This is a genomic window from Acinetobacter sp. V91_7 (assembly GCF_031799075.1).
Lineage (GTDB): Bacteria > Pseudomonadota > Gammaproteobacteria > Pseudomonadales > Moraxellaceae > Acinetobacter > Acinetobacter calcoaceticus.
In genome coordinates this window covers 21,991-46,505 of the sequence record NZ_JAVQNT010000036.1, presented here as the reverse complement: position 1 = coordinate 46,505, position 24,515 = coordinate 21,991, and the positions used below count along the sequence as shown (strand labels likewise).

The 24,515-nt window shown below is 38.7% G+C and carries 25 protein-coding genes; 12 read left to right on the top strand and 13 right to left on the bottom strand.

Translation table 11 applies throughout. The features are described from left to right. Window positions 1-45 precede the first annotated feature (45 nt). The 3 genes from RMB03_RS11315 to RMB03_RS11305 all read left to right on the top strand — a co-directional run bounded on the left by RMB03_RS11315 (window position 46) and on the right by RMB03_RS11305 (window position 1,692). The gene (locus RMB03_RS11315) at window positions 46-954 is read left to right on the top strand and encodes an NAD(+) kinase (RefSeq protein WP_003650688.1); all 909 of its coding nucleotides are present in this window, start codon (window positions 46-48) and stop codon (window positions 952-954) included. After that, window positions 951-1,223: a YeaC family protein gene (locus RMB03_RS11310; RefSeq protein ID WP_004643467.1), complete on the top strand. Its 273-nt coding sequence runs from the start codon at window positions 951-953 to the stop codon at window positions 1,221-1,223. The genes RMB03_RS11315 and RMB03_RS11310 overlap by 4 nt, the downstream gene beginning before the upstream one ends. A gap of 61 nt (window positions 1,224-1,284) precedes the next feature. Further along, on the top strand, window positions 1,285-1,692 hold the full coding sequence (locus tag RMB03_RS11305) for a hypothetical protein (RefSeq protein ID WP_003650692.1): 408 nt from the start codon (window positions 1,285-1,287) through the stop codon (window positions 1,690-1,692). Between the two features lie 38 nt (window positions 1,693-1,730). Here RMB03_RS11305 and RMB03_RS11300 read toward each other — a convergent pair whose 3' ends face one another. Continuing rightward, complete coding sequence (locus RMB03_RS11300) at window positions 1,731-2,726, bottom strand: glycosyl transferase family protein (protein ID WP_017391973.1); 996 nt, start codon at window positions 2,724-2,726, stop codon at window positions 1,731-1,733. A gap of 503 nt (window positions 2,727-3,229) precedes the next feature. Here RMB03_RS11300 and RMB03_RS11295 point away from each other — a divergent pair. Together RMB03_RS11295 and RMB03_RS11290 are read left to right on the top strand one after the other, a co-directional pair. Next, entirely contained in the window at window positions 3,230-4,588 is a 1,359-nt protein-coding gene (locus tag RMB03_RS11295; RefSeq protein WP_056481146.1) for a dicarboxylate/amino acid:cation symporter, read from the top strand. Between the two features lie 163 nt (window positions 4,589-4,751). Next, a complete protein-coding gene (locus RMB03_RS11290; RefSeq protein WP_056481145.1) occupies window positions 4,752-5,897 on the top strand; it encodes an acyl-CoA dehydrogenase family protein in 1,146 nt (381 codons plus the stop codon). Window positions 5,898-5,947: 50 nt separating this feature from the next. Here the strand turns inward: RMB03_RS11290 and RMB03_RS11285 are convergent, their stop codons facing one another. Together RMB03_RS11285 and RMB03_RS11280 are read right to left on the bottom strand one after the other, a co-directional pair. Continuing rightward, window positions 5,948-6,574 (bottom strand): hypothetical protein, encoded by a 627-nt coding sequence (locus RMB03_RS11285; RefSeq protein WP_311076188.1) that lies wholly within the window; start codon window positions 6,572-6,574, stop codon window positions 5,948-5,950. A 108-nt stretch (window positions 6,575-6,682) separates the two neighbouring features. Next, on the bottom strand, window positions 6,683-7,627 hold the full coding sequence (locus RMB03_RS11280; protein WP_311076186.1) for an alpha/beta hydrolase-fold protein: 945 nt from the start codon (window positions 7,625-7,627) through the stop codon (window positions 6,683-6,685). A gap of 185 nt (window positions 7,628-7,812) precedes the next feature. Between RMB03_RS11280 and pheA the strand changes: the two genes are divergently transcribed. From pheA to RMB03_RS11260, 4 genes are all read left to right on the top strand, one after another. Next, entirely contained in the window at window positions 7,813-8,922 is a 1,110-nt protein-coding gene (pheA, locus tag RMB03_RS11275) for a prephenate dehydratase (RefSeq protein WP_003650703.1), read from the top strand. 107 nt (window positions 8,923-9,029) lie between these two features. Then, the gene (locus RMB03_RS11270) at window positions 9,030-11,276 is read left to right on the top strand and encodes a bifunctional prephenate dehydrogenase/3-phosphoshikimate 1-carboxyvinyltransferase (protein WP_281834854.1); all 2,247 of its coding nucleotides are present in this window, start codon (window positions 9,030-9,032) and stop codon (window positions 11,274-11,276) included. A 127-nt stretch (window positions 11,277-11,403) separates the two neighbouring features. After that, window positions 11,404-11,787 carry a hypothetical protein gene (locus tag RMB03_RS11265; RefSeq protein WP_004643460.1) on the top strand — a complete coding sequence of 128 codons (384 nt, stop codon included), beginning with the start codon at window positions 11,404-11,406 and terminating at the stop codon, window positions 11,785-11,787. Between the two features lie 170 nt (window positions 11,788-11,957). Further along, window positions 11,958-13,418 carry an aminoacyl-histidine dipeptidase gene (locus RMB03_RS11260; RefSeq protein WP_311076182.1) on the top strand — a complete coding sequence of 487 codons (1,461 nt, stop codon included), beginning with the start codon at window positions 11,958-11,960 and terminating at the stop codon, window positions 13,416-13,418. Between the two features lie 34 nt (window positions 13,419-13,452). On the opposite strand, the gene rtcA is transcribed toward RMB03_RS11260, so the two are convergent. From rtcA to RMB03_RS11235, 5 genes are all read right to left on the bottom strand, one after another. Continuing rightward, the gene (gene rtcA / locus RMB03_RS11255) at window positions 13,453-14,499 is read right to left on the bottom strand and encodes an RNA 3'-terminal phosphate cyclase (protein ID WP_311076180.1); all 1,047 of its coding nucleotides are present in this window, start codon (window positions 14,497-14,499) and stop codon (window positions 13,453-13,455) included. A 259-nt stretch (window positions 14,500-14,758) separates the two neighbouring features. Beyond that, the gene (locus RMB03_RS11250; RefSeq protein WP_068933431.1) at window positions 14,759-15,217 is read right to left on the bottom strand and encodes a DIP1984 family protein; all 459 of its coding nucleotides are present in this window, start codon (window positions 15,215-15,217) and stop codon (window positions 14,759-14,761) included. A 12-nt stretch (window positions 15,218-15,229) separates the two neighbouring features. Continuing rightward, on the bottom strand, window positions 15,230-15,613 hold the full coding sequence (locus RMB03_RS11245; RefSeq protein ID WP_311076177.1) for a hypothetical protein: 384 nt from the start codon (window positions 15,611-15,613) through the stop codon (window positions 15,230-15,232). Window positions 15,614-15,615: 2 nt separating this feature from the next. After that, entirely contained in the window at window positions 15,616-16,884 is a 1,269-nt protein-coding gene (locus RMB03_RS11240; protein ID WP_311076176.1) for an RtcB family protein, read from the bottom strand. 255 nt (window positions 16,885-17,139) lie between these two features. Then, window positions 17,140-18,114, bottom strand: coding sequence for a ribonuclease Z (locus RMB03_RS11235; RefSeq protein ID WP_311076174.1), 975 nt, complete (start codon window positions 18,112-18,114; stop codon window positions 17,140-17,142). Window positions 18,115-18,181: 67 nt separating this feature from the next. Here RMB03_RS11235 and rtcR point away from each other — a divergent pair, with 67 nt between their 5' ends. Further along, window positions 18,182-19,786, top strand: a complete 1,605-nt coding sequence (gene rtcR / locus RMB03_RS11230) for an RNA repair transcriptional activator RtcR (protein WP_311076172.1) — start codon at window positions 18,182-18,184, stop codon at window positions 19,784-19,786. Window positions 19,787-19,846: 60 nt separating this feature from the next. Here rtcR and RMB03_RS11225 read toward each other — a convergent pair whose 3' ends face one another. After that, window positions 19,847-20,479, bottom strand: coding sequence for an alpha/beta hydrolase (locus tag RMB03_RS11225; RefSeq protein WP_004643457.1), 633 nt, complete (start codon window positions 20,477-20,479; stop codon window positions 19,847-19,849). A gap of 125 nt (window positions 20,480-20,604) precedes the next feature. Between RMB03_RS11225 and yaaA the strand changes: the two genes are divergently transcribed. Both yaaA and RMB03_RS11215 read left to right on the top strand, forming a co-directional pair. Next, window positions 20,605-21,378 carry a peroxide stress protein YaaA gene (gene yaaA / locus RMB03_RS11220; protein WP_231764883.1) on the top strand — a complete coding sequence of 258 codons (774 nt, stop codon included), beginning with the start codon at window positions 20,605-20,607 and terminating at the stop codon, window positions 21,376-21,378. A gap of 19 nt (window positions 21,379-21,397) precedes the next feature. Then, the gene (locus RMB03_RS11215; protein WP_231764884.1) at window positions 21,398-22,027 is read left to right on the top strand and encodes a metal-dependent hydrolase; all 630 of its coding nucleotides are present in this window, start codon (window positions 21,398-21,400) and stop codon (window positions 22,025-22,027) included. A 129-nt stretch (window positions 22,028-22,156) separates the two neighbouring features. On the opposite strand, the gene RMB03_RS11210 is transcribed toward RMB03_RS11215, so the two are convergent. The 4 genes from RMB03_RS11210 to rpoH all read right to left on the bottom strand — a co-directional run bounded on the left by RMB03_RS11210 (window position 22,157) and on the right by rpoH (window position 24,509). Continuing rightward, window positions 22,157-22,942 carry a thiazole synthase gene (locus RMB03_RS11210; protein ID WP_005039404.1) on the bottom strand — a complete coding sequence of 262 codons (786 nt, stop codon included), beginning with the start codon at window positions 22,940-22,942 and terminating at the stop codon, window positions 22,157-22,159. 13 nt (window positions 22,943-22,955) lie between these two features. Continuing rightward, window positions 22,956-23,153 carry a sulfur carrier protein ThiS gene (gene thiS, locus RMB03_RS11205; RefSeq protein ID WP_003650729.1) on the bottom strand — a complete coding sequence of 66 codons (198 nt, stop codon included), beginning with the start codon at window positions 23,151-23,153 and terminating at the stop codon, window positions 22,956-22,958. Window positions 23,154-23,166: 13 nt separating this feature from the next. Further along, on the bottom strand, window positions 23,167-23,532 hold the full coding sequence (locus RMB03_RS11200; protein ID WP_004643452.1) for a DUF423 domain-containing protein: 366 nt from the start codon (window positions 23,530-23,532) through the stop codon (window positions 23,167-23,169). Window positions 23,533-23,642: 110 nt separating this feature from the next. After that, window positions 23,643-24,509: an RNA polymerase sigma factor RpoH gene (rpoH, locus tag RMB03_RS11195; RefSeq protein ID WP_003650733.1), complete on the bottom strand. Its 867-nt coding sequence runs from the start codon at window positions 24,507-24,509 to the stop codon at window positions 23,643-23,645. Window positions 24,510-24,515: the final 6 nt, after the last annotated feature.

The window sequence follows — 24,515 nt, the reverse complement described above, 5'->3', positions numbered from 1 at the left end:
GTTAATGTTATTATAGCCGAGTATCGCAGCGGAGCTTACTCATTCGTGCAAATTTCACATAAGTCCTTCAGAAACGTCGGGTTAATCGGTCGACCAGATAAATCATCAGTTGTAGAAACACTATGTTTAATTCATGATCATTTATTGAACTTAGGTTTGAACCCCATTTTTGATCAGGAAACAGCCGAATTAGTGCCTTATGATCATGCACAGATAGTAAGCCGTCATCTATTAGGTGAAGTTGCTGATTTAGTTATTGTGGTTGGAGGCGATGGTTCTCTACTCCATGCAGCGAGAGCATTGGTCCGTTATAATACTCCTGTTATTGGCATTAACCGTGGGCGATTGGGTTTTTTAACTGATATCAAACCTTCAGAAGCCATTTTTAAACTTGACCAAGTGCTTCAAGGGCATTTTCAACTTGATCGCCGTTTCTTACTTGAAATGGAAGTACGAACAAATGGCGAAGTTATTTATGATGCAATCGCTTTAAATGATGTTGTTTTGCATTCAGGTAAGTCCGTCCATATGATTGACTTTGAACTCAACATTGATGGTCAATATGTTTATCGTCAGCATAGTGATGGTTTAATTGTTTCTACTCCAACAGGATCAACGGCTTATGCGTTGTCAGGTGGTGGACCAATTTTACATCCAAGTATGGATGCGATTGCATTAGTTCCAATGCATCCCCATACATTGTCATCACGTCCCATCGTAGTCGGTGGTCAGAGTGAAATTAAAATCGTTATTCGCGAAAATCGGGTGTTACCGATGGTGAGTGCTGATGGACAACATAGTATATCGCTGAATGTCGGAGATAGTTTACACATCCGTAAACATCCATTTAAACTAAGTTTATTGCATCCACCAGGTTATGATTTCTATATGGCCTGCCGTACCAAACTTGGTTGGAACCAAGATTTTGAATCTTTTCAAAGAGATGAATCATGAATATTGAACAAATGCTATCTGTTTTAAACCCTGAAATTGTAGAGCGTTTAAAAACAGCAGTAGAAATTGGTAAATGGCCAAATGGCGTTGTTTTAACAAAAGAGCAGCGTGAGACTTGTATGCAAGCTGTCATTGCTTGGGAGTTGAAAAACTTACCAGAAGAACAGCGTAGCGGCTATATTGACCGTGGTACGAAAGAAGAAGGTGAAGAGTGTGATGATGATCATCACAAGCATGAACCTGAGTTTAAACCAATTCGTTTTGTTTAATTTAAGAAGCTCAGTGATTACTGGGCTTTTTTATGTTTATCAAAATATAATAAAGAATCCTATGAAACGTTTAAAACCTATTTACGTACTATTATTTCTAATATTGTTTAGTGGTGCTGCATTAGCCAAACAGCCGATTGAATGTTTACTCAACGTGAAGGTTGTTGCGAGTCGGAAATACACTTCACCTCAAGCTAAATATACAAGTATAAAGAACGACGGTTATCCCATGTTATTGATTGGGATTCAGGTGCTGGAGTCGCAAACAATACGAAGCTCCCAAAAGATCAAAGCGCATCATTTATATTGTAAGACACTTATTGGTCAACAACGAGATGCTTATCTTTCGGGTTCCTACGATTCTAATAAGATTACAATCAAAATAGGTGATCACTTGAAACTAAGAAATATTCATTCTTCAGGTCAGGAATATCCATTTTGGCCAGATTTTTATTATATTGAACCTTAAAACCAAGGCTATCCGATATAACCTTGGTCATTCATATATTAGAAACGACTATTCCATAACACTTTTGCTTTCTGCATCGCCTCTTCAAAACTAGTAACAACTCCCATGGTATATAGTGCAATTCCGATGGTTTCTGTTACTGCCATTTCACCGTATTCATGGTGCTGCTGACCTAACCATACTGCTTTAAAAGTTGCTAAATCTAATTCTTCTTCAGTTGGACTACGTTCAGGTGTGAGCTTTGGTAACTCATGTTCATAGAGTTCACCATTTTTAATACCACAAATGAGTGTTTTTGCATCTGGATTTCGCTCAAATTCACCGCCTTCACCCTTAATGACTGCACTATTTTGATAGCCTAAGCGCAGTGCACTATGTTGATGGGAAGTTCTATAAGCTGGATGGAATATAGCTTGTAAGGTGGCTTTTGCATTAAAAGGATTTATTAAGCGGGCTAAAGTATGAATAGGCGAGCGTAATCCCATCACATTTCTTAAAGAAATCAGTTCACTTAAAACAGGTGAAATCACGTCTAAAGGTAAGTAAGCGAAATTTTGCTCTGCTAACTGAGTACGCACTTCTTGTTCTGAATGACAAATTGGATAACCAAGATATTCTAAAACCTGCTCGGTATAGACGCGGTTAAGGGTATGGCCTGATGCACCGTGCATAACAATTTTATAACCGTGTTGAGCAAGGGTGAGGGCCGCTAATAAGAACCAAGGATAATGTTTACGTTTACCTGCATAAGATGACCAGTCTAAATCAACTTCTAAAGGCTGGAAATTAAGCTGGTCTCTAGTCGCTTGAACAAATCCTGCGAGTTCATCAATAGATTCTTCTTTAACCCGAAGCAGCATTAAAAAAGCGCCTAACTGCACATCAAGCACTTCACCTTTTAAAATCATGGTAAACGCTTGATACGCTTCTTCATAGCTTAAAGAGCGTGAACCACTTTTTCCTTTACCTAAAATACGGACATATTGAGCGAAGGGGTGTTCAGCATCTTTATAGATATTACGTTTAGTATTCATCGTAGTTCAAAAACAATAAAAATGATGGGATGCAGGCAGCTCAAAATGAAATGTCCACAAGTATTTAATCAATATGACATAAAAAACTGTCGAAAAAATATCAAAAGTGTTTCTTATACTAAAGTCTTAGGGCCACATGAGTGTTTTTTGCGCGTATTAGCCAAAAATTTAATCGAATCATTATTTAATTCGAGTACACTTTCTCGTGCTTTTTTGAGCACTCATATCATAATTTTCTGTGATTCTCCTATATCTTCAGCTTTTTATTAAAAAGTAAGAGGTTATTTCTAACTACTCAAAGTGGTTAGGAACTTCAGGTATTCTCCTGTTTTAGAAAACAGCTTTTTTGTTTTCATTGAGGTAGTAGGAAGGTTTTTTGTTTACAAAGAACCGTTTCCCTTTTGCGGTGTTCATGTGAAAGGTTAGGGCTGTGTATTCGTAAAGAATAGACGTTTCATTTTGGTATTTCCAACGGACTTGGAAATATAGATTGAAGTAAAGTTATGGCTAAAAAACCGATTTATAAATCACTTTATTTTCAAGTGATTATTGCGATTATTGCGGGTATCTTGGTAGGGCATTTTTCCCCAAGCTCAACGCAAATTGTCAATGGTGTCGAACAGCATATTCCAGGTTTAGGTGAAAAACTCAAGCCATTAGGTGATGCCTTTATTCGTTTGATCAAGATGATCATCGCACCCGTTATTTTCTGTACCGTGGTGAGCGGTATTGCTGGCATGGAAAGCATGAAGTCAGTCGGAAAAACTGGCGGCGTTGCCTTGTTATACTTTGAAGTTGTTTCAACAATTGCACTTCTAATTGGCCTTGTTGTAATTAACATCGCTAAACCGGGTGTAGGGATGAATGTTGACCCTACTACTTTGGATACTTCGGGCATTCAAAAATACGTCAGTTCTGGTGAGTCACAATCTACCATTGATTTCTTAATGCATATCATCCCTGATACGGTGGTTGGTGCATTTGCAAATGGTGAAATCTTACAAGTCCTTCTTTTTGCAATTCTCTTTGGTTTTGCTTTACATAAATTAGGTGATGCAGGACGTCCAGTTTTAAAATTTATTGATCAAGTTGCACATGTGTTCTTTAACATCGTGAACATGGTCATGAAACTGGCACCGATTGGCGCATTTGGCGCAATGGCATTCACCATTGGTAAATATGGTGTTGGTTCACTCGTACAATTAGGGCAACTCATTATTTGCTTCTATATTACGTGTTTACTCTTTATCTTCTTGATCTTGGGTACAATCAGCCGTATTAGTGGATTTAGTATCCTCAAGATGATTCGCATGATTCGTGAAGAGTTATTAATTGTACTTGGTACATCTTCTTCTGAATCTGTTTTGCCGCGTATGTTGCGTAAACTCGAAATTGCAGGTTGTGAAAAATCTGTAGTCGGTTTAGTTATTCCAACAGGTTATTCATTTAACCTTGATGGAACGTCAATCTATTTGACTATGGCTGCAATCTTTATTGCTCAAGCAACGAATACTCAGCTTGATATTCAACATCAGATCACTTTGTTATTGGTACTCTTAATCTCATCTAAGGGGGCGGCGGGTGTAACTGGCTCTGGCTTTATTGTTATGGCAGCAACTTTGTCTGCTGTTGGACATATTCCAGTTGCAGGTTTAGCATTGATTTTAGGTATTGATCGTTTCATGTCAGAAGCACGTGCTTTAACCAACCTTGTCGGTAACTCTTTAGCAACGATTGTTGTTGCTAAATGGGTGGGTGCTTTAGATAAAGATAAGCTGAATGAAGCTTTAAACAATCCGGATGAAGTCGACAGAAAAATGATGGAACAAAAAACTCCTCAAGTCGCTGAAGGTCTAGATTAATTCGAATAAACCTATATAAAAAAGGAAGCTATGGCTTCCTTTTTTATTGGCTGACTGAAAAGTACAGTTTTAATGAGCAGCTATGCCATGACAGTTGCTTGAAAAATGATTAGCATGCACAACAACGAGATTCGATAAAACAATAAAGCTGAAGGAAAATATTATGTTGGCATACGATGCAGATTTAGAATTATTCCGTGATAATTTTAAACGTTTTATGAGTGAGCATATTGCACCACACTACGACCAATGGGAACGTGAAGGCATTATGCCTCGTTCTGTTTGGAACCAATTGGGCGAAAATGGCTATTTATGTGTGGATGTCCCTGAAGAATACGGTGGTTATGGGGTTCCGACATACTATTCATTAATGTTGGTTGAAGAGTCTGCACGTGCCGGTTTTTGTGCATTATCAACAGCCATTTCTTGCCACTCTGAAATTGCTGCACCCTATATTTTACACATCGGGACAGAAGAGCAAAAACAATATTGGTTACCGAAAATGGTAACAGGTGAAGTTGTTGGTGCAATTGGTATGACTGAACCAGGAGCAGGTTCGGATTTACAATCAATGCGTACTAGCGCCATCTTGCAAGATGATCATTATGTATTAAATGGTTCAAAAACATTTATTTCAAATGGCCAACATGCTGACCTTGTTGTTCTTGCGGTAAAAACAGATCCTCAAGCCCGTGCTAAAGGCGTATCTTTATTATTGGCAGATACTCACTTAGAAGGCTTTAAAAAAGGAACCAACCTCGACAAAATCGGCCTGCATTCTCAAGACACATCTGAGCTGTTTTTTGATAATGTGAAAGTGCCTAAAAACCAGTTACTTGGTCAAGCTGGGCAAGGTTTTGCTTATTTAATGCAAGAATTACCACGTGAACGTACTGCAATTGCATCCACTGCAATTGGTGCAATCCGCGGTGCAATTGATTTGACAACGGCTTATGTAAAAGAACGCCAAGCATTTGGTCAACCTATTTCACAATTCCAAAATACGCGTTTTGTTTTGGCGCAAGCGAAAATTGATGAACTTGCTACAGCAGCTTTTTATGAAAGAAATATTGCTCTATATCAAGAAGGTAAACTAGATGTAGAAACGGCTGCAGCATTGAAAAGTTTCAGTAGTGATATGCAAATGAAGGTTGCAGATAACTTGCTTCAGCTTTTTGGTGGTTATGGTTATATGACCGAATATCCAATTTCACGTTTCTTTGTAGATGCCCGTATTCAGCGTATTTACGGTGGTACAAATGAAATTATGAAAGAAATCGTAGCGCGTGGATTAATTGGCAAAGCCTAATTAAGCAGAGTAAAAACAGCCTGTCCTAGAACAGGCTGTTTTATTTTTAACTATTTGGTCTTCTGTTGAATGACAGGGTAGTCTTGTTGTTTCGGTAATTGCTGTAATGCATGATTCATCTTTTTTAAAAACTCATCGGCTTCATCTTGACGAAATGAGTCTTCGGTATACTCACTGCGTTTTTGAAAGACGACACCACAACCAGTTATTTCCATATTTTTAGGATTAAATGACCAGTCATTAGGATCCTTTAGGTTAATGTTTAAATCACTTTCACAACTTTTCCATAAACGTAAAAACTCATTTGATAATTCTGTTTTAAATCCTTTCGCAGGATAGACTGAAAATCCTTTCATTTCGGGATTATAAAACTGTATGAACATGTCTACTGGCATGCCTCCCCAAACGATTGCCGTATTTTCTGGTAACGCGATAGCTGTTAAATTTTTCTCTTTTAAGGCATGTGTTTGCTCAAATTTCTGCCTGAAATGTTGCGATTGGTAGGTCAGCTTGGTTTGGGGTGGGATTGGAATACCACGAACTTGATTGCTGGCAGTCGTCATATAGTACGGGGACGGATCAGTACCATTGCACCCCGCGATGAGGGGACAGCCACCACAAGCCGTTAGACTGACACTAATTAAACTCAGTAGACCTAAAACAATAATTTTATTCATTCTATTTTACTGTTGTTATGACATCTTCAGACAGTATAACTAATCTCTCGATTGAGAGCTTTGTCTTTAAGAGGAGTGAAATGCTCCTCTTTAAATTTAAGTGGGTTTTTATTTAGTTGTTTGTTCTGTAGGCTCATCAAATAAAGATTTGCAGTTTTCTAAATTTTGGCATGCAGCAAACATAAGTGCTTTCGGCAAACTCGCATACAAATTGGTAATATGTTGTTCAGCAGGATTATAAAAATGCCAATAAGCAAATTGGGCTGAGCGGCGATTTTCCAAAGCTTTAAAGAAATCTTTTTCGTTAAAGTTATGATCAGATTGAGTACGAGGTCCTCCTTGCTCATGAGTGCCGACTGTAGTCAAAAGCATCGGAGAATTACTTTGTTTTTGACTTTGCCAATGGTTTAATTTTTGAAATAGTATGCCTTGATCAAACCAGAGGGAAGGGCTGGCTGCGATGTAACGTTGAAATGCTTTAGGTTTTTGAAAAAAATGATAAAGAACAAACAAGCCTCCAAATGAGTGGCCATAAATACTTTGCTGTTGGTTATTAATTGGAAACTGTTTGGCGATTTCCGGTTTGAGCTCATCGTTTAAAAATGTGATGAACTGGTCCGCACCACCATACTTATATCTGCCTTGCTTTTGAAATTCAGCAGAAGATTTAGGGGTATAGTCATAAGCACGTTTTTGTACATCAAAAGTTTTTTGTTTGGGGTAACCGACCGCAACGATCATGAGCGGGTCTAAACCTAATTTTGTAGAACCTGCCCCAATAGATTGAGCGATATTGACTGCACTTGGAAAGGTTGCATTGCCATCTAATATATAAAGTACGGGATAACCATGTTGGGGTGGGGCGACGGGTGGTTTATAAATTTGGATAAAATAATCATGACCTGTATTTTTAGATTTAATTTGAAATTGTGCCTGATTGTTTTGAAAAACGATTTTTGATTGATTTTGTGTAGAAGTTTGAGCCAAAACAGAGCCACTTACTAATGAGCTCAAAAGAAAACTGCAAGATAAAAAGAAAAATGAGTTATGCATAATAAACAAGAATAAAATTTATTATGCAAATGATAAATGAAAATCATTATCAAATAAAGCGATCTGAGGAATCCGACCAAGACGGTTTAATGAAAAAAGCCAATACAGCCATATTGCCTAACAAATCAAAGCAGACTATTGTTATACTCTCGTTTAAAAGATGATTTTGCTGAGGCTGCATTCCAATGATCAACGATGATCAAAACAAAACGACTTCTCTTAGTTTAGAACAAATTCGCGAAGATATTGATAGCGTGGATCAACAGATTCAAGAATTATTAAATCGACGCGCAAGCCTTGCTGAAGCAGTTGCGAAAGCTAAATTTGCTTCCGAAGAGAATCCTTTGTTTTATCGTCCTGAACGTGAAGCACAGGTCTTACGTAAAGTCATGGAGCGCAATCAAGGTCCTTTGTCTGATGTAACTATGGCGCGTTTGTTCCGTGAAATTATGTCTGCTTGCCTTGCTTTAGAAGCTCCGCAAAGTATTGCGTTTTTAGGGCCAGAAGGTACTTTTACTCAATCTGCTGTGCTTAAGCATTTTGGTAAAGATGCGGTTGTACGCCCACTTCCAACAATTGATGAAGTCTTCCGTGAAGTGGAAGCGGGTAGTGCACATTACGGTGTAGTTCCAGTTGAAAACTCATCTGAAGGTGTTGTAAACCATACCTTAGATTGCTTTAAAACATCGAATTTAAACGTGATTGGTGAAGTTGAATTACGTATTCATCATCAATTCCTAGTCTCTGAAAATACACGTAAAGACAGTATTAAGCAGATTTATGCGCATCAACAAACTTTGGCTCAATGTCGCCAATGGTTAGATGCACATTATCCGGGTGTTGAGCGCGTTGCTTTAAACTCAAATGCAGAAGCTGCACGTCGTATTCGTAATGAATGGCATTCGGCAGCGATTGCATCTGATATTGCAGCAGGCATGTATAACCTTGAAATCTTACATAGCAATATTGAAGATAATCCGGAAAATACCACACGTTTCTTAGTGATTGGTCGTGAAAAAATTCCACAAAGTGGCAATGATAAAACATCATTATTGATTTCAGCGCATGACCGTGCGGGTGCTTTATTAGAAATTTTAGCACCATTTGCAAAACATAATATTAGCTTAACAAGTATTGAGACTCGTCCAGCATTACCTGAAAAATGGGCCTATGTATTCTTTATCGATTTGGAAGGTCATATCGAACAAGAGAATGTTGCTGCTGCGATTAATGATATTCGCCCAATGGTGAAAGAGATTCGTATTTTAGGTTCTTATCCTGCTGCTGTTCTGTAATCACTTATGTTGGAATAATGACATGCATTAAGATAAGCATGTCATTATGCTTAAAAACAAATTGCTTAATGGTTTAAATATCTTTGAGCAAAAGCAAAGTTGAAGTTATGTCACAACCCCTATTTAAAAAAGTTGCATTTATTGGTTTAGGACTCATCGGGTCGAGTTTAGCTCGTGTTATTGTTGCAGAAAAGTTGGCGACAACTATTGTTGCATCTACACGCTCACATAAAACTTTAGAAGATGCAAAATCACTTGGTTTAATACATGAAGGATTTTCTGATCCAGTTGAAGCCGTGAAAGGGGCAGATTTAGTCGTTTTAGCCTTGCCAGTGCGTGCTACGCAAAAAGTGCTTGAGCAAATTAAACCTTATTTGTCAGCAACCACAATTTTAACCGATGTGGGAAGTACAAAAGGTAATGTCGTTGATGCAGCAAAAGCTGTATTTGGTGAAGATTTACCAGAAGGTTTTGTGCCAGGGCATCCTATTGCGGGTAGTGAACATACAGGCGTTCACGCGGGTAAAGTTGACTTATTTGCAAATCATAAAGTGATTTTAACGCCGTTATCAACAAGTGCAGAATGGGCTGTTGATAAACTGATTCAACTTTGGTCGGCAGCAAAAGCTGAAGTCATTTGTATGGATGTTGCCAAGCATGATGAAGTGCTGGCACATACGAGTCATCTACCACATTTAATGGCATTTAATCTGGTCGAGCAACTTGCAAACCGTGAAGATAATCTTGATATCTTCCGCTATGCAGCAGGTGGTTTTCGTGACTTTTCGCGGATTGCTGCCAGTGATCCCCAAATGTGGCATGACATTTTCTTTGCCAATAAAACAGCGATATTAAATGCTGTAGATGGCTTCGAAAAGCAGCTTACTGTACTTAGAAAATTGATTGAAAACGAAGACTCTCATGCATTAATGGGTTTGCTTGGCCATGCTCAGGCAGCACGTCAGCATTTCAATCATATGTTAGCCAAAAAACCTTTAATGGAGAAAAATAAGGTGACACAGCAATTCAGTATCTTACCGGGAAATAAAACTTTTAAAGGTAAATTTACCGTACCGGGTGACAAATCTGTGTCACATCGCTCCATTATGTTTGGTGCTATTGCCGAAGGCACTACCCATGTCACTGGCTTCCTTGAAGGTGAAGACGCGTTAGCAACTTTGCAAGCTTTCCGTGATATGGGTGTAAGCATTGAAGGCCCTAAAAATGGTGAAGTGACCATTCATGGTGTAGGCATGCATGGTTTAAAAGCACCTGCAAGTGCATTGTATATGGGTAACTCTGGTACAAGCATGCGTTTGCTTTCAGGCATGTTATCTGCACAGAAATTTGATTCAGTCATGACAGGTGATGCTTCACTTTCTAAACGTCCAATGGAGCGTATTGCTAAGCCATTGCGTTTAATGGGCGCACAAATTCAGACTACAGGTGAAAAAGGTACACCACCTGTAAGCATTACTGGTGCTCAGCAATTAAAAGGTATTCAATACGATTTACCTATGGCATCTGCTCAAGTAAAGTCTGGTATTTTACTTGCTGGCTTATGGGCTGAAGGTGAAACTTCGGTAACTGAACCAGAGCCAACACGTGATCATACTGAACGCATGCTTCGTGCATTTGGTTATGATGTTAAGACTGAAGGCAACAAAATTTCCCTTGTTGGTGGCGGTAAATTAGTGGGCACTGACATTCAAGTACCATCTGATATTTCATCTGCTGCTTTCTTTATGGTGGGTGCGGCAATTACTGAAGGCGCCGACGTTGTGCTTGAAGCTGTAGGTATTAACCCAACGCGTACTGGCGTAATCGAAATTTTAAAACAGATGGGTGCTGACCTAACTGTTGAAAATGAGCGTATTGCTGGTGGAGAACCTATTGCTGATATTCATATTAAAGGCTCACGTACACTTAAAGGCATTCATATGCCAGAAGACCAAGTGCCTTTAGCAATTGATGAATTCCCAGCTTTATTTATTGCAGCAGCTTGTGCAGAAGGACAGACCGTATTAACTGGCGCAGCAGAGCTTCGCGTGAAAGAGTCTGACCGCATTCAGGTCATGGCAGATGGCTTAAAAATCATGGGTATTGACTGCACACCAACTGAAGATGGCATCATTATTGAAGGTAAGGGTAAGTCTGGCGATTGGTCACCAATTTTTACTGGTGGTGAAGTTGAATCACATCATGACCACCGTATTGCCATGAGTTTTAGTATGGCAGGCCTTCGTAATTCTGGTCCGATTACGATTCAGGGTACGGAAACAGTTGCTACCAGCTTCCCAACTTTTACTGAGTTGGCGAATCGTGCAGGCTTAACGATCGAAGTTAGCCAATAACTTTTTACCTAACACATTTTATAATTGCTAACACAATAGCAACGGCAGCAGCAGGCTAAAGGCTTGGCTGCTGTTTGTTTATTGCTTATGCTAAGCGCAGATAATGATAATAGTGTTAGGACAAAGGATGAAAAAATTACAATTTATTGCCAGTTGCCCACAACATGGGGTGCTTGATCATCCACCAAATGAATGCCATATCACCCAAGAATATGTAGCGGCTTTATTATTTAAACAATTGGGGCATTATGGTTTTGATGCGCAACATATTGTGCATGAACATGAAAAAGTAGAAGTGAGTATTGATAATCATCTTTTACCTTTGTCTATTACTTGCCAAAAAACAGACCATGATGGGCATTTGATGTGTGAAATCTCTGCCAACCCAGATGAAGAACAAGACTGGTTTGAGAAGATTGAAACACAAAGCATTATTCGTCAGCTCGCTCAGGCTGTTGAAAATAGTTTGAAAGCCGATCAAAGCTTTTCAGCATTTGAATGGAAAAATTAAATAAAGCGATTCTTAAAACTTTTTCATGAAGTACGGCTTTTAGAAAAGTCGTACTTTCTGTTTAAATTAAATATAAAAATACAAAATCTTTACTCAAATCTCTACCTATCTTTAATGCGTTGTGTATATTGAAATTATTACGATATTTACATAATTAGAGTGTGGTTTTCATGACACAAGTTGATATTGCAGCATTATCTCCTCAAGTCGTTTGGCAGCATTTTCAAACACTTTGCATTATTCCTCGTCCATCAAAGCATGAACAGCAACTGCGTAAGTTTTTAAAAAACTGGGCTGAAAGTCGGAATCTAGAAACTTATGTAGATGAAGTCGGTAATTTGATTATTCGTAAAAATGCGACTGCGGGTAAAGAACATGTGTCTGGAGTTATTCTTCAGGGGCATTTAGATATGGTTACACAAGCCAACACTGGCACAGTACATGACTTCTTTAAAGACCCGATTCGCCCAATACTTGAGGATGGCTGGTTAATTGCCAAAGACACCACTTTGGGTGCAGACAATGGCATTGGGGTAGCCTTAGCTTTAGCTGTATTAGATTCAAATGATATTGCTCATGGCCCTATTGAAGTTCTTTTAACAGTTGATGAAGAAGCAGGCATGAGTGGTGCGCGGCTTTTACAGGCAGGTGTGCTAAAAGGCAAATGGTTATTCAATATTGATACAGAAGAGTGGGGCGAGTTATATCTCGGATGTGCTGGTAGTATTGATGTTGAAGTTGAGCAGCCACTTAATTATGAAAAAATCCCTGAAAACTTGACCATTGTAAACATTCAGGTTGCTGGCCTCAAAGGTGGTCATTCTGGTGTAGATATTCATTTAGGACGTGGTAATGCCAACGTTATTTTAGCTCGCTTTTTAAATGAGTATTTAGCAAAGTTTGGTGGAAGACTTGTTGAGTTTAGTGGTGGTTCAGCTCGTAATGCTTTACCTCGAGAAGCAGTCGCAACCATTGCATTTTCACCTAGCCAGTTACCTGAACTAGAAAAATTACTTGCTGAATATCAAACGACATGGAAAAAACAGCTACAGGGTATTGATGACAATCTACAATTAACTATTCAACCGAATAGCGCTGACGTGACTGAAGTGATTACTCAGCAACAGCAAGGCGAATGGCTACAAGCTTTGGCAACAAGCCCATACGGCGTTGCAAGTATGAGTCAAGCTCTTCCAGATGTGGTTGAGACTTCAAATAATATTGGGGTTGTAAAATTAAATCGAGAGGGTGGAAAAGCTGTCTTAATGGTCCGCTCAATGGTGAACCAAGAAGCTGAAGATTTTGCAAAGAAAATTCAGGCGCATTTTAGTCAATTTAATATCGCTTCTACACTCACGCCGTTGGTTTCGGGGTGGACGCCAAATCCAGATTCGGCTGCTTTAAAGTGCTTACAGCAAGCCTATCAAAAGGCATTTAATATTGAGCCAAATCTTAAAGTGATTCATGCAGGCTTGGAGTGCGGGATTATTGCCGAGCACTATCCAGATTTACAGATGGTTTCATTTGGGCCGGATATACAAGGTGCACATGCACCGGGTGAGCGAGTAAAAGTTGATACTGTAGATAATTGCTGGAAGTTGTTGGTGATGGCTTTGGCATTTGTAGAGTAATTTTTTAGAAATAAGAAGCTCATTAGTGAGCTTCTTAAACGTTGACCTTTACATGAAAATGATCTGGACTTAACTCGACAAACTCGATTTCACAATCAATAAATTTTTCAATCATAGCTGCTTGAGTACGCGTATGCTCGCTAATACATTGTGCGGTGAACTCACCACCTTGACCCAAGGCTAACGGCAATAACAACTGATCTGCTAAATACTCATCCACAGCAGCATTAGTTTCCATATATTGCTTCACTTGTTCAGCCAAATGATTGGCAATTTGTTCTGCACTTTTTCGCATTTCACCTAAAGCTGTAAATAGTTGAGTGTGATATTGATGAGTAACTTTCACATACACTGTATTGCCTTGGCTAATTCCATTTAAATGAAATTGCTGCTGAGAGCTTAAATTTAGCTTTTTACTTAATGTAGTTAATTCACGTTGTGCAATTTGTGCTTCTTCTGAAAGATTTAATATTGCTGCAAAAGCTTCATTGCATTGCAAAGCACCACGATCTAATAAATTTAAGCTGTTTCGATGTTGCCATGGCTGAACGGTAATTTGAATTTCACCCGCACCAATTGGAAAGAAGCCAGCTTTATTTAATTTAAAATCTACGTTAATTCCAATCTTCGTTAGAGCAGGTAAAAAGCAGTGTTCAATAAAATCTGCTGTTGGTACAAGCGGGTTATGTGTACCCCCTGAAATGATAAGCTCAGAGGCTTCATTTTGTAATAACAAAACAGGTAGAAGCGTTTGTAAAACCAGTGTTGTACTACCTGCTGAACCGATTTGAAATTGATATTTACCACTTTGAACATGCTGGGGTACGAAATATAAACGTTGGCTATGTAATTCAGCACCCTCTACATAAGCTTGGCTAATTTGTTGAGATGCCTGTACACAAACCAAATGTTGACGCATTAAACCTGGTTTTTTACGTCCCGCGCGTATATTAATTAATTCAAACGGCTGGCCTGTAATCATTGAAAGGGCAAGGGCAGTTCTTAAAATCTGTCCACCACCTTCACCTTGTGAGCCATCAATTTGAATGGTTGTTGGCATATTTGCCAAAACTTTATTCACTTCTATTTTCCTTATTTTTCATTTAATTGAACATACTGTCAGTACATGGTAATGCGAAGTAATGTGTAACTTTGCTTTCGGCAAAGGTTTACAAGGTGCATAGTGCTGAGCCTGATAAGTGAATATCGATGCACGGCTCACATGCTGCCATAGCCGCCTGAATTATTTTCAATCCCTCAGATCGGAGTAACGCAGGATCTTGTGCTCGCCCAGTATGCCCAAACTTTGGTTGTGAAAATGATTTCACAAAATCTATTGTTTAATCGATTAGATCAATTTGCCAATTAGCAGCCTGAATTTTTACGTTTAAGTCACGGAGTTTCGCACTGATATCATCAGCTTGCTTTTGTAAGCTAGAAACAGGAATGACTTTCTTCCACTTAATTTCACGTGAGCTATAACGATCAGGTTCTCGATGTGTGTTGGCAATCGCATCTATTAAAATCTTATGCTGTTCAGCATAACTATCACGCAAGCTTAATAGGGACAACAATACTTTACCATCTTCCAGTTTTGCTTGTGCATTGGTCAAATGAATACGACAAATCAATTGATTGCTTTCCTGAGTTAAAGCAAATATCTGTTTGATCAGTTCATTTGGATCTTCGCTGGGTTCATCACCATCTTGTACCAATACATTCGCATTGATTCGTTGTTTTAACGAAGCGAGCTTTTTTTGTTGATCGCTTCGAAGTAAAAGTGCTTCTGCGAGTTTCATTTTATTTACCTTTTATTCAATATGCACAATCACTAAGTTCGAAATATCTTCTAATTGCATAGTAGTTTTTGCACATTCAGTAATGTCTTCTAAAGTTTCATCTTCATGCCAAGTTGTCATAAAGCAATGATCGGCTGGTGGTTGATAGTTATAAAGAACTAGATATGTTTCATCTAGGACATCATGCCAAACAGAACACTCATATCCTGTAACCATCGCTTGAATACAGAGTTTGGAATAGACAATCTGCTCACAAATCCAATTACGCCATTTAGGCAGAATTTGATCGGTTTCCACAACCAAAAGGATGTAATAGGGTTGTTCAGGCAGAATCAGATGCTTTTCTTCAGTTGCCCTGATTCTATAGCTTCGAATATTTAAACAACCTTTTTCCATATTTAACCCTTAACACACACCACTTGTCTTAATGTATAAACCACCTCAACCAAATCACTTTGAGCTTTCATTACATCTTCAATAGGCTTATATGCAGAAGGAATTTCATCAATGACAGCGGCATCTTTACGGCATTCCACACCTTCAGTTTGTGCAATTTGATCTTCAACAGTAAAGCGTCGTTTTGCTTCAGTACGGCTCATAACACGGCCTGCACCATGCGAACATGAACAGAAAGATTCCTGATTTCCAAGTCCACGTACAATAAATGATTTCGCACCCATTGAACCTGGAATAATTCCATATTCACCTAGACGTGCACGGACAGCACCTTTACGGGTGACCATCACTTCTTCACCGTAGTGTTCTTCCTTTTCCACATAGTTATGGTGACAGTTCACTGCTTCCAAACGTGCTTGAAAAGGCTTTGGTACAATCGTAGCCAAGGCTTTAATCGCAGATTGCATCATGATTTCTCGGTTCTTCATGGCAAAGCGCTGAGCCCAACCTACAGCAAACCAGTAATCATCAAAGTGTTCAGTTCCTTCGACTAAATATGCTAAATCTTTATTTGGTAAGTTAATGAAATGTTTCTGCATGTCTTTACGTGCAATTTCAATAAAATGATTACCGATAGCATTTCCTACACCACGAGAACCTGAATGCAACATAATCCACACATGATCATGCTCATCTAAACAGATTTCGACAAAGTGGTTTCCTGTACCTAAAGTTCCCAAATGCTTGCGGTTATTGGTGTTTTTTAAACGTGGATGTTTGGCACAAATGTATTCAAAATCTGCAACCAAATCAGCCCAAGCTTGATCTACCATTTCTGGTGGAGTTTCCCATGAACCACGATCGCGTCCGCGTTTAGTCATTCCATGTGGGATTAAACGTTCTAGTTCAGTACGTAGAGCATGTAAGTTATCTGGTAAATCTGAAGCAGTTAAACTTGTACGGGTTGCCATCATTCCACACCCAATATCTACACCCACAGCAGCAGGAATAATTGCCCCTTTGGTTGGAATCACACTACCAATAGTTGCGCCTAAACCGAAGTGTACATCTGGCATTACAGCCATCCATTTATAAATAAAAGGCATTTGAGCAGTTTGCAATAATTGTTGTTTTGAGTTGTCATCAACAAGCACGCCTTTAGTCCACATTTTGACTGGCATAGTTTTTTCATTTTGCAGAACTTGGTAAGCACGTTCTTGCGGCTTTTGTTCAAACTGAGCTTGTTGGTTAATTTCTTCAACGACAGACATTTTCTTTTCCTTTCAAAGCCTGCCTGCCAAGCGTTTGCAGGCAGGTGTTATTCACAATATCCCAATGATGTTGTGTGCTTTATACTATTGCACTGAGTGTGCCAACTTTTTTAAAAAGCACTTAACTTTAAATTAAATTATTGAAATTAATATGTAAAAATAATTGGTTTCTCTGTGTGTTTAATTTTTATTGGAGATTTTAACGTTTAACATATATCTAAAAAGATATTTAAATATATTTTTAGATATATGTTATTAATGGGCTTTACGATTTTTATCGACTTTTAAAAGCTGTCCAGCTTCGTTTAAAGTAAACTCATCAAAATCATTTGCTAAATAAAAATGACCTTTATAAAACTGGCGAACTTCTTCAGCAATAGCGTGCTGTCCAGCTTTATCCTGGTGTCGTGGGCTAAAATGCGTCAGAATTAAATTACTCAAAGATTGCTGTTCTGCAAATTCAGCCACCATTTTTGCTGAGCTATGCATTGGACCTTTGCCGACTTTATCTAAAACCGTTTGCAAGTAAGTTGATTCGTGAATAAGTAGTTGAGCATCTTTGCAAGCATTAGCTAATAGTTCAGGTTGGTCATTATCACCACCTATAATTGCATGAACTTGTTGATTTTGTATTTTGATAAAGTCTTGAGCTTTTAAAGTTTGTCCCTCAAATTCAACATTGTAGCCTCGTTTTAAATAGCCCCACATATCACCTTGAGGTACGCCAAGCTGAGTTAGAGCTTGGGTATCTAACTTCTTCTGAATCGATTTGATGTAAATGCTAAAAGCAAAACTTGGAACACGATGGCTTAGTGGGTGTGCTTGAACAATGAATTCATCAGTGATCTGTTGTGGCTTTATTACTTCATTCACATCAATAAATTGGAGTGAATAGGGCAAATATAAATCTGTAAGTTGGGCGGTGATTTCAAACCATTGCTGAATTTCTTTTGGTGCAATCACGATTAATGGTTTGCTGCGGGCATTCATGCCTGCACTTGCAAGTAAACCAACTAGACCATAACAATGGTCGCCGTGAACGTGTGTAATACAAATGGCAACTAGGTTTTGTAAGGAAAGTTTGGCTTGTTGAATGCGGTGTTGTGTCCCTTCGCCTGCATCAATTAAAACCCAGTCCTTATTCTTGTTATTGCGAACTGCTAATCCTGAAACATTACGTGTCAGGGTGGGTACACCTGAAGATGTGCCTAAAAAAGTAAAATGAAGCATATTCTTGGAATTTTTTGGTCAAATGCGTATTGTATATTATAGACACTTATAAAATTTTATAGAAATTATGGCGGATGCAAAGAAAACAGTCGTTATTGGCTTTGTCGGTTCTACACTTGATCAGGGAAGAAGGCCAGATCGCTGGCAGCGTTGGCGTCCTACAATTAGCCTGTTAATGCATGAAGATTTGCTTGTAGATGAATTGGTGTTGTTACATGATCGACAGCATCATAATTTAGTTAAATCTATAGCAGCAGACGCGAAAGAAATTTCTCCACAAACACAGATTTCTGGACATAAAGTCAGTATTAAAGATCCTTGGGATTTTGCAGAGGTGTATGGGGCACTTTATGATTTTGTAAAAACATATCCGTTTGATGTCGAAAAAAATAACTATTTATTGCATATCACTACGGGAACACATGTTGCCCAAATTTGTTGGTATTTATTAGTCGATGCACATTATTTGCCAGCTCAACTTATTCAGAGTTCACCTAATCAACAAAAGACCCCAGAAGGTGAATATAGAATTATTGATCTGGATTTATCTCGATACGATGTTTTAAAACAGCGATTCGATGATGAACTAAAGCAAAATTGGCAACAACTTAAAGAAAATATTTCTACTCATAATAAAGCGTTTAATCAGCTTATTGAGGAGGTTGAATTAGTTGCAACCCGCTCTAGTGCGCCTATTTTAATTATGGGTGCAACAGGTGTTGGTAAGTCTCATTTGGCAAAACAGATTTTTCAGTTAAAGAAAGATAAATTTCAATTAAGCGGTCGTTTTATTGATGTTAACTGTGCGACTTTACGCGGTGATAGTGCCATGTCCACTTTATTTGGTCATATAAAAGGTGCATTCACAGGAGCAGCAGCTTCTCGTGCTGGTCTACTAAAAAGTGCTGACCAAGGCATTTTGTTTTTAGATGAAATTGGTGAGTTAGGGCTTGATGAACAAGCAATGCTTCTTAAAGCGCTTGAAGACAAAAGCTTCTTTCCAGTTGGAAGTGATAAGGAAATTCAGGCAGATTTTCAGCTGATTGCGGGTACTAACCGTGATTTACGTAATGAAGTTCAGGCAGGTCGTTTTCGTGAAGATTTATGGGCCCGTTTGAATACATGGACATTCTTTTTACCAAATTTAAAAGACCGTATAGAAGATATTGCTCCCAACATTGAATTTGAGCTACAACGTTTTGCAGCAATTCATCAAAGACAATTACGTTTTCAACGTGATGCTTTAGAAATGTATTTAAAATTTGCTAAATCAGCAGATGCATCATGGCAAGGAAATTTTAGAGATTTAGCCGCAAGCGTGACTCGTTTAGCAACTTTATCGCAAGGTGAGTTAATTCGCCGTGAAACTGTAGAAAAAGAAATTCAACGGTTAAAGCAACTTTGGCTTATTCAGACCGCATCTTGCAATGATGGAAATAGAGACGCAGACATTCTATTGAACTATTTGAGTTCTGAACAACTAGAGCAAATAGATGAGTTTGACCAGATTCAATTACGTGGGGTACTTAAAGTTTGTGAAAATTCAAAATCAATGGCAGAGGTGGGAAGACAACTCTTTTCGGTGTCTCGTCAACAACGTAATACAACGAACGATAGTGATCGAGTGAAAAAATATTTGGCCCGTTTTGGATTAAGTTGGAATAGTTTTTAGTAGTTACAGGGCTTATGAAATGATGGACATAGACTCAATCTATGTCCATCAAACTACTGCTTATTTCATAATAATAAAGCGTGTAATGATTTGGCGAAGCTGTTTTAAATAGCCTGTAAAGAAGTGGTTAGCGCCCGGTAAAATCGTAATAGGGTGCTTTTGTGGTTTTGCCCATGCAATTGCATCTGAAAGCAAGGTAATGTCATCTTGCTCACCATGAATGAGTAGAATATCACCTTGAATTTCTGGAGTTTTATAGTGGCGCAAACCCACTACGGTAGCCGTTGGTAAACCACACAAAATTAACTGTACAGGTCGTAATTCAGGATTAAGCTGTGCAAAGCATTTTGCCAAAACATGTGAGCCGAAGCTAAAGCCGCCTGCATAAAATGGCAAGCCTTCATGTAGCTTACGAACATGTTCAATTACGGCTAAAATATCTTCGGTTTCGCCATGACCTTCATCATGAATACCTTCACTGCCGCCTAAGCCACGGAAACTAGGGCGATAAACAATACAGCCATATTCATTAAAGATTTGGGTTAAGAGGGCAGGGACTTTATGTTGAGGGGTTCCACCTTGCAATGGATGCGGATGGCAAACAACCGCAAAGCCTTTGATTTCACCTTCAGGGCGGTCAACGAAAAGTTCAATTTTACCTACTGGACCCTGGATGAAAGTTTGCTCAGACATATAAGAACCGCTAAATAACAATACGTGATGCTATTTTACCGATAGTCGTCATTGAAAACACGAGTTAGCATTAAAAAATATCTACTGTTATAGTTGGGATTAAGAATAATTTTTTCAGGTTGTCTATGCTTGCTTTAATTTCTCCTGCAAAAACTTTAGATTATGAAACGGCGTTACCTACAGATGAGTTTACTCAGCCTCGCTTGTTAGAACACTCAGCACAATTAATTGAGGTTAGCCGAAAACTTTCTGCTTCCGAAATTGCCAATTTAATGAGTGTCAGTGAAAAAATTGCCACACTAAATGCAGACCGATTTAGAGATTGGAAGCCCGAATTTGATTTTTCAAATGCTCGTCAGGCGATTTATGCGTTTAAAGGTGATGTGTATACAGGTTTAGATGCCTATCATTTAAAAGATAAAGATATTGATTTTGCACAGCAGCATTTACGTATGCTATCTGGCTTATATGGTTTATTACGTCCTTTAGATTTAATGATGCCTTATCGTCTTGAGATGGGCACTAAATTAAAAAATTTACGTGGTCATAATTTGTATGAGTTCTGGGGCGAAATTATCACGAACCAGATTAATGAAGACTTAGCGGCAATTAAATCTGAGTTACTTGTAAATCTAGCTTCAGATGAGTATTACAAATCGGTCAACGAGAAGAAAATTAAGGCTGAAATTGTTAAGCCTATTTTTCTTGATCAGAAAAATGGCAAATATAAAGTCATTAGTTTCTATGCGAAAAAAGCACGCGGTTTAATGGCTCGTTTTATGATTGAAAACCAATTAAATAAAGCTGAGGATATTAAAGCGTTCAATACCGATGGATACTACTTTGATGCTGAAAACTCATCAGCAAAAGAGCTAGTATTTAAACGCGATGAGCAATAATCCTGAGCGTGGTTAATATATGATGATGCAGCTTTACTTATTAAAACTGGAACATGTTTGGTTTGAGCTGCATCAGCATTATCATTTTTCTGACCCACAAAAAATCTTAAATATACTCATCGCTGCTTATAGTGAAAAGCAGCGGGCCTATCATACTGTTCAACATTTATATGAATGCTTAGCTTTGCTCGAATCAGTTCGATCTGATTTGAATGATGCCTATGCGGTTGCATTGGCACTCTGGTTCCACGATGCGATCTATAACCCACAAGCTAAAGACAATGAACTTAAAAGTGCTGAACTCTTTGAGCAATGTATGGCTCAAGATTTACCAGTAAATACCGCTCAGAAAATAAAACAGTGGATTCTTGCCACGCAAAAACATATAGCGACTGATGAGTTAGATTTACAATTTTTATTGGATATCGATTTAGCTATTTTGGCAGCTACACCAGAGCGTTTTATGCAATATGAACAGCAAATTCAGCAGGAATATGCTTGGGTCGATCCAGAAGTATATTCAATCAAAAGAAAAGAAGTTCTAGCGCATTTTTATCAGTTAGACCCACTTTATCAGACGACTTATTTTCAACAGAATTTTGAGTTAAGAGCAAAGCAAAATTTACAGAGGACATTAGGCATAGCCTAAGTAAATATAAGAATTTAGATCTGTTGATTTGAATAAAGCGATATAGATTTTAAAACTTTTAGAAAATTAAAAATGGTTATATGAGGGGGAGAGGAACCACTGAAAAATCAGTGATTCCTTAGAAATAAATTATTTAAAGAAATAACCTGTTTCTGGTGAGCTTGCATTTGCCATACGTTTACGTGGCATGCGACCAGCTAAAAATGCTTCACGCCCAGCTTCAACAGCTTTTTTCATTGCAGAAGCCATTAAAATAGGGTTTTGAGCCGCAGCAATCGCAGTATTCATTAATACGCCGTCACAACCGAGTTCCATAGCAATAGCGGCATCACTTGCTGTACCAACGCCTGCATCTACCAAAACTGGCACTTTTGCATTTTCTTTAATAATTGAAATAGTATGGGGGTTTAAAATACCTAAACCTGAACCAATCAGACTACCCAAAGGCATAATTGCAACACAGCCCATACTTTCAAGTTCTTGAGCAATGATTGGGTCATCAGAGGTGTAAACCATAATCTCAAAACCGTCATCAATCAAAGTACGTGCCGCTTTTAAAGTCTCGGTTACATTTGGGTATAAGGTCTTTTCGTCACCCAAAACTTCAAGTTTTACCAAGTTGTGACCGTCTAGAAGTTCACGCGCTAACATGCAAGTACGTACTGCGCTGTCAGCATCAAAACAACCTGCGGTATTTGGCAAAATTGTATACTTTTCTGGCGGAATGACAGAGAGTAAATTTGGCTGATCTGGATGTTGTCCAATATTCACACGGCGGATTGCAACAGTAACGATTTCTGCACCACTCGCTTGAATGGCTAAATCTGTTTCATTTAAGTCTTTATATTTGCCAGTTCCTACCAATAAACGAGATTGAAAAGAACGTGAACCAATAATGAGAGGGGTGTCTTGCATGGATAACTCCGACTTAGCCGCCGCCAACAGCGTGAATAATTTCGATACGGTCATGTTGAGCGATAGAAATCTGCTCTAATTTGCTTTTTGGAATAATTTGCTGGTTGTATTCGACCGCAAATCTTTTTCCTTCAAGTGCCAAAGCCTGAATGAGCTGCATTAGGTTTTGACAAGGCGTGTCCGTTAATTCGCCATTTAAATAAATTTGCATGATCACATTCCAATTATTTTGCGTATTTGAGGGCATTCCAAGCCAAAACGAGCCATCCAGCTATCATAAATGCTCCACCAATTGGGGTAATTGCCCCCAAAATTCTCGGTAATCCAAGCGCCATGATATAGAGTGAACCACAGAAGAATAAAATACCAATCTGAATCAATATGAATGGCAATTTAATGGGGAACGTAAGGATAACTTTGCTTAAAATACCAAGTGCTAAGAGACCTAAAGCATGGTAGAAAAAGTAGTCGGTTGCAGTATGCCACCAAACAAGTTGCTCAGGACTCGCATGAGCTTTAAGACCATGTGCTCCAAAAGCACCCAACATGACTGCAAAGGCAAGATTAAGGGCTGAAATGGCAATCCACATAACAAAAAACGCAAATGAATAATGAAGGGCAACGTTATCATAGATTGGGTTGGCTAAACATAGCCAGATAAAACAAAAGGGCTAATCGCCCTTTTATTTTTAAACTTATTTTAGCTTGCAGACATGGCAATTTTAATTTTTTCCATTGCATTCTTTTCAAGCTGGCGAATACGTTCTGCTGATACATTATATTCGGCCGCTAACTCGTGGAGAGTAGATTTGTCATCATCTAACCAACGACGTTGTAAAATATTACGCGAACGGTCATCTAACTGATCCATTGCATTATGTAGGGCAGATGTACTTTGCTCTTCCCAGTCCTCATTTTCGACTAAACGGGCTGGATCATAGCGATTATCTTCAAGATACAATGCCGGTGCAGTATGTGGGGTGTCATCGTCGTCGTCACCTTGAGCTTCGAAAGCAGCATCATAAGCGGTTAAACGACCTTCCATCTCCAGAACTTGTTCTGCAGTTACATTTAAGTCATTCGCAATCGATTGAGCTTCTTCGAGCGTTAATTTTTTACTCGATTTTTTTAAACTACGTAAATTAAAAAATAATTTACGCTGCGCTTTGGTCGTTGCAATTTTGACAATACGCCAGTTACGGATAACGTATTCGTGAATTTCTGCCTTAATCCAGTGGACGGCAAAAGATACAAGACGCACGCCCATATTTGGGTCGAAACGCTTCACGGCTTTCATTAAGCCTAAATTACCTTCTTGAATAAGGTCGCCTTGTGGTAGGCCATAACCTGCATAGCTGCGCGCAATGTGAACGACGAAACGTAAATGCGACATTACCAGCATTTTTGCGGCATCAAGATCTTGGTCATAATAATAACGTTCAGCAAGTTCTTTTTCTTGCTCGGCCGTTAAAATAGGAATCTGATTGACAGTACTGATATATGCACCAAGGTTTACACCGGGCGCAGACAATGACAGGGGCATCAATTGATTGCTGCTGTCACTCATGATTTC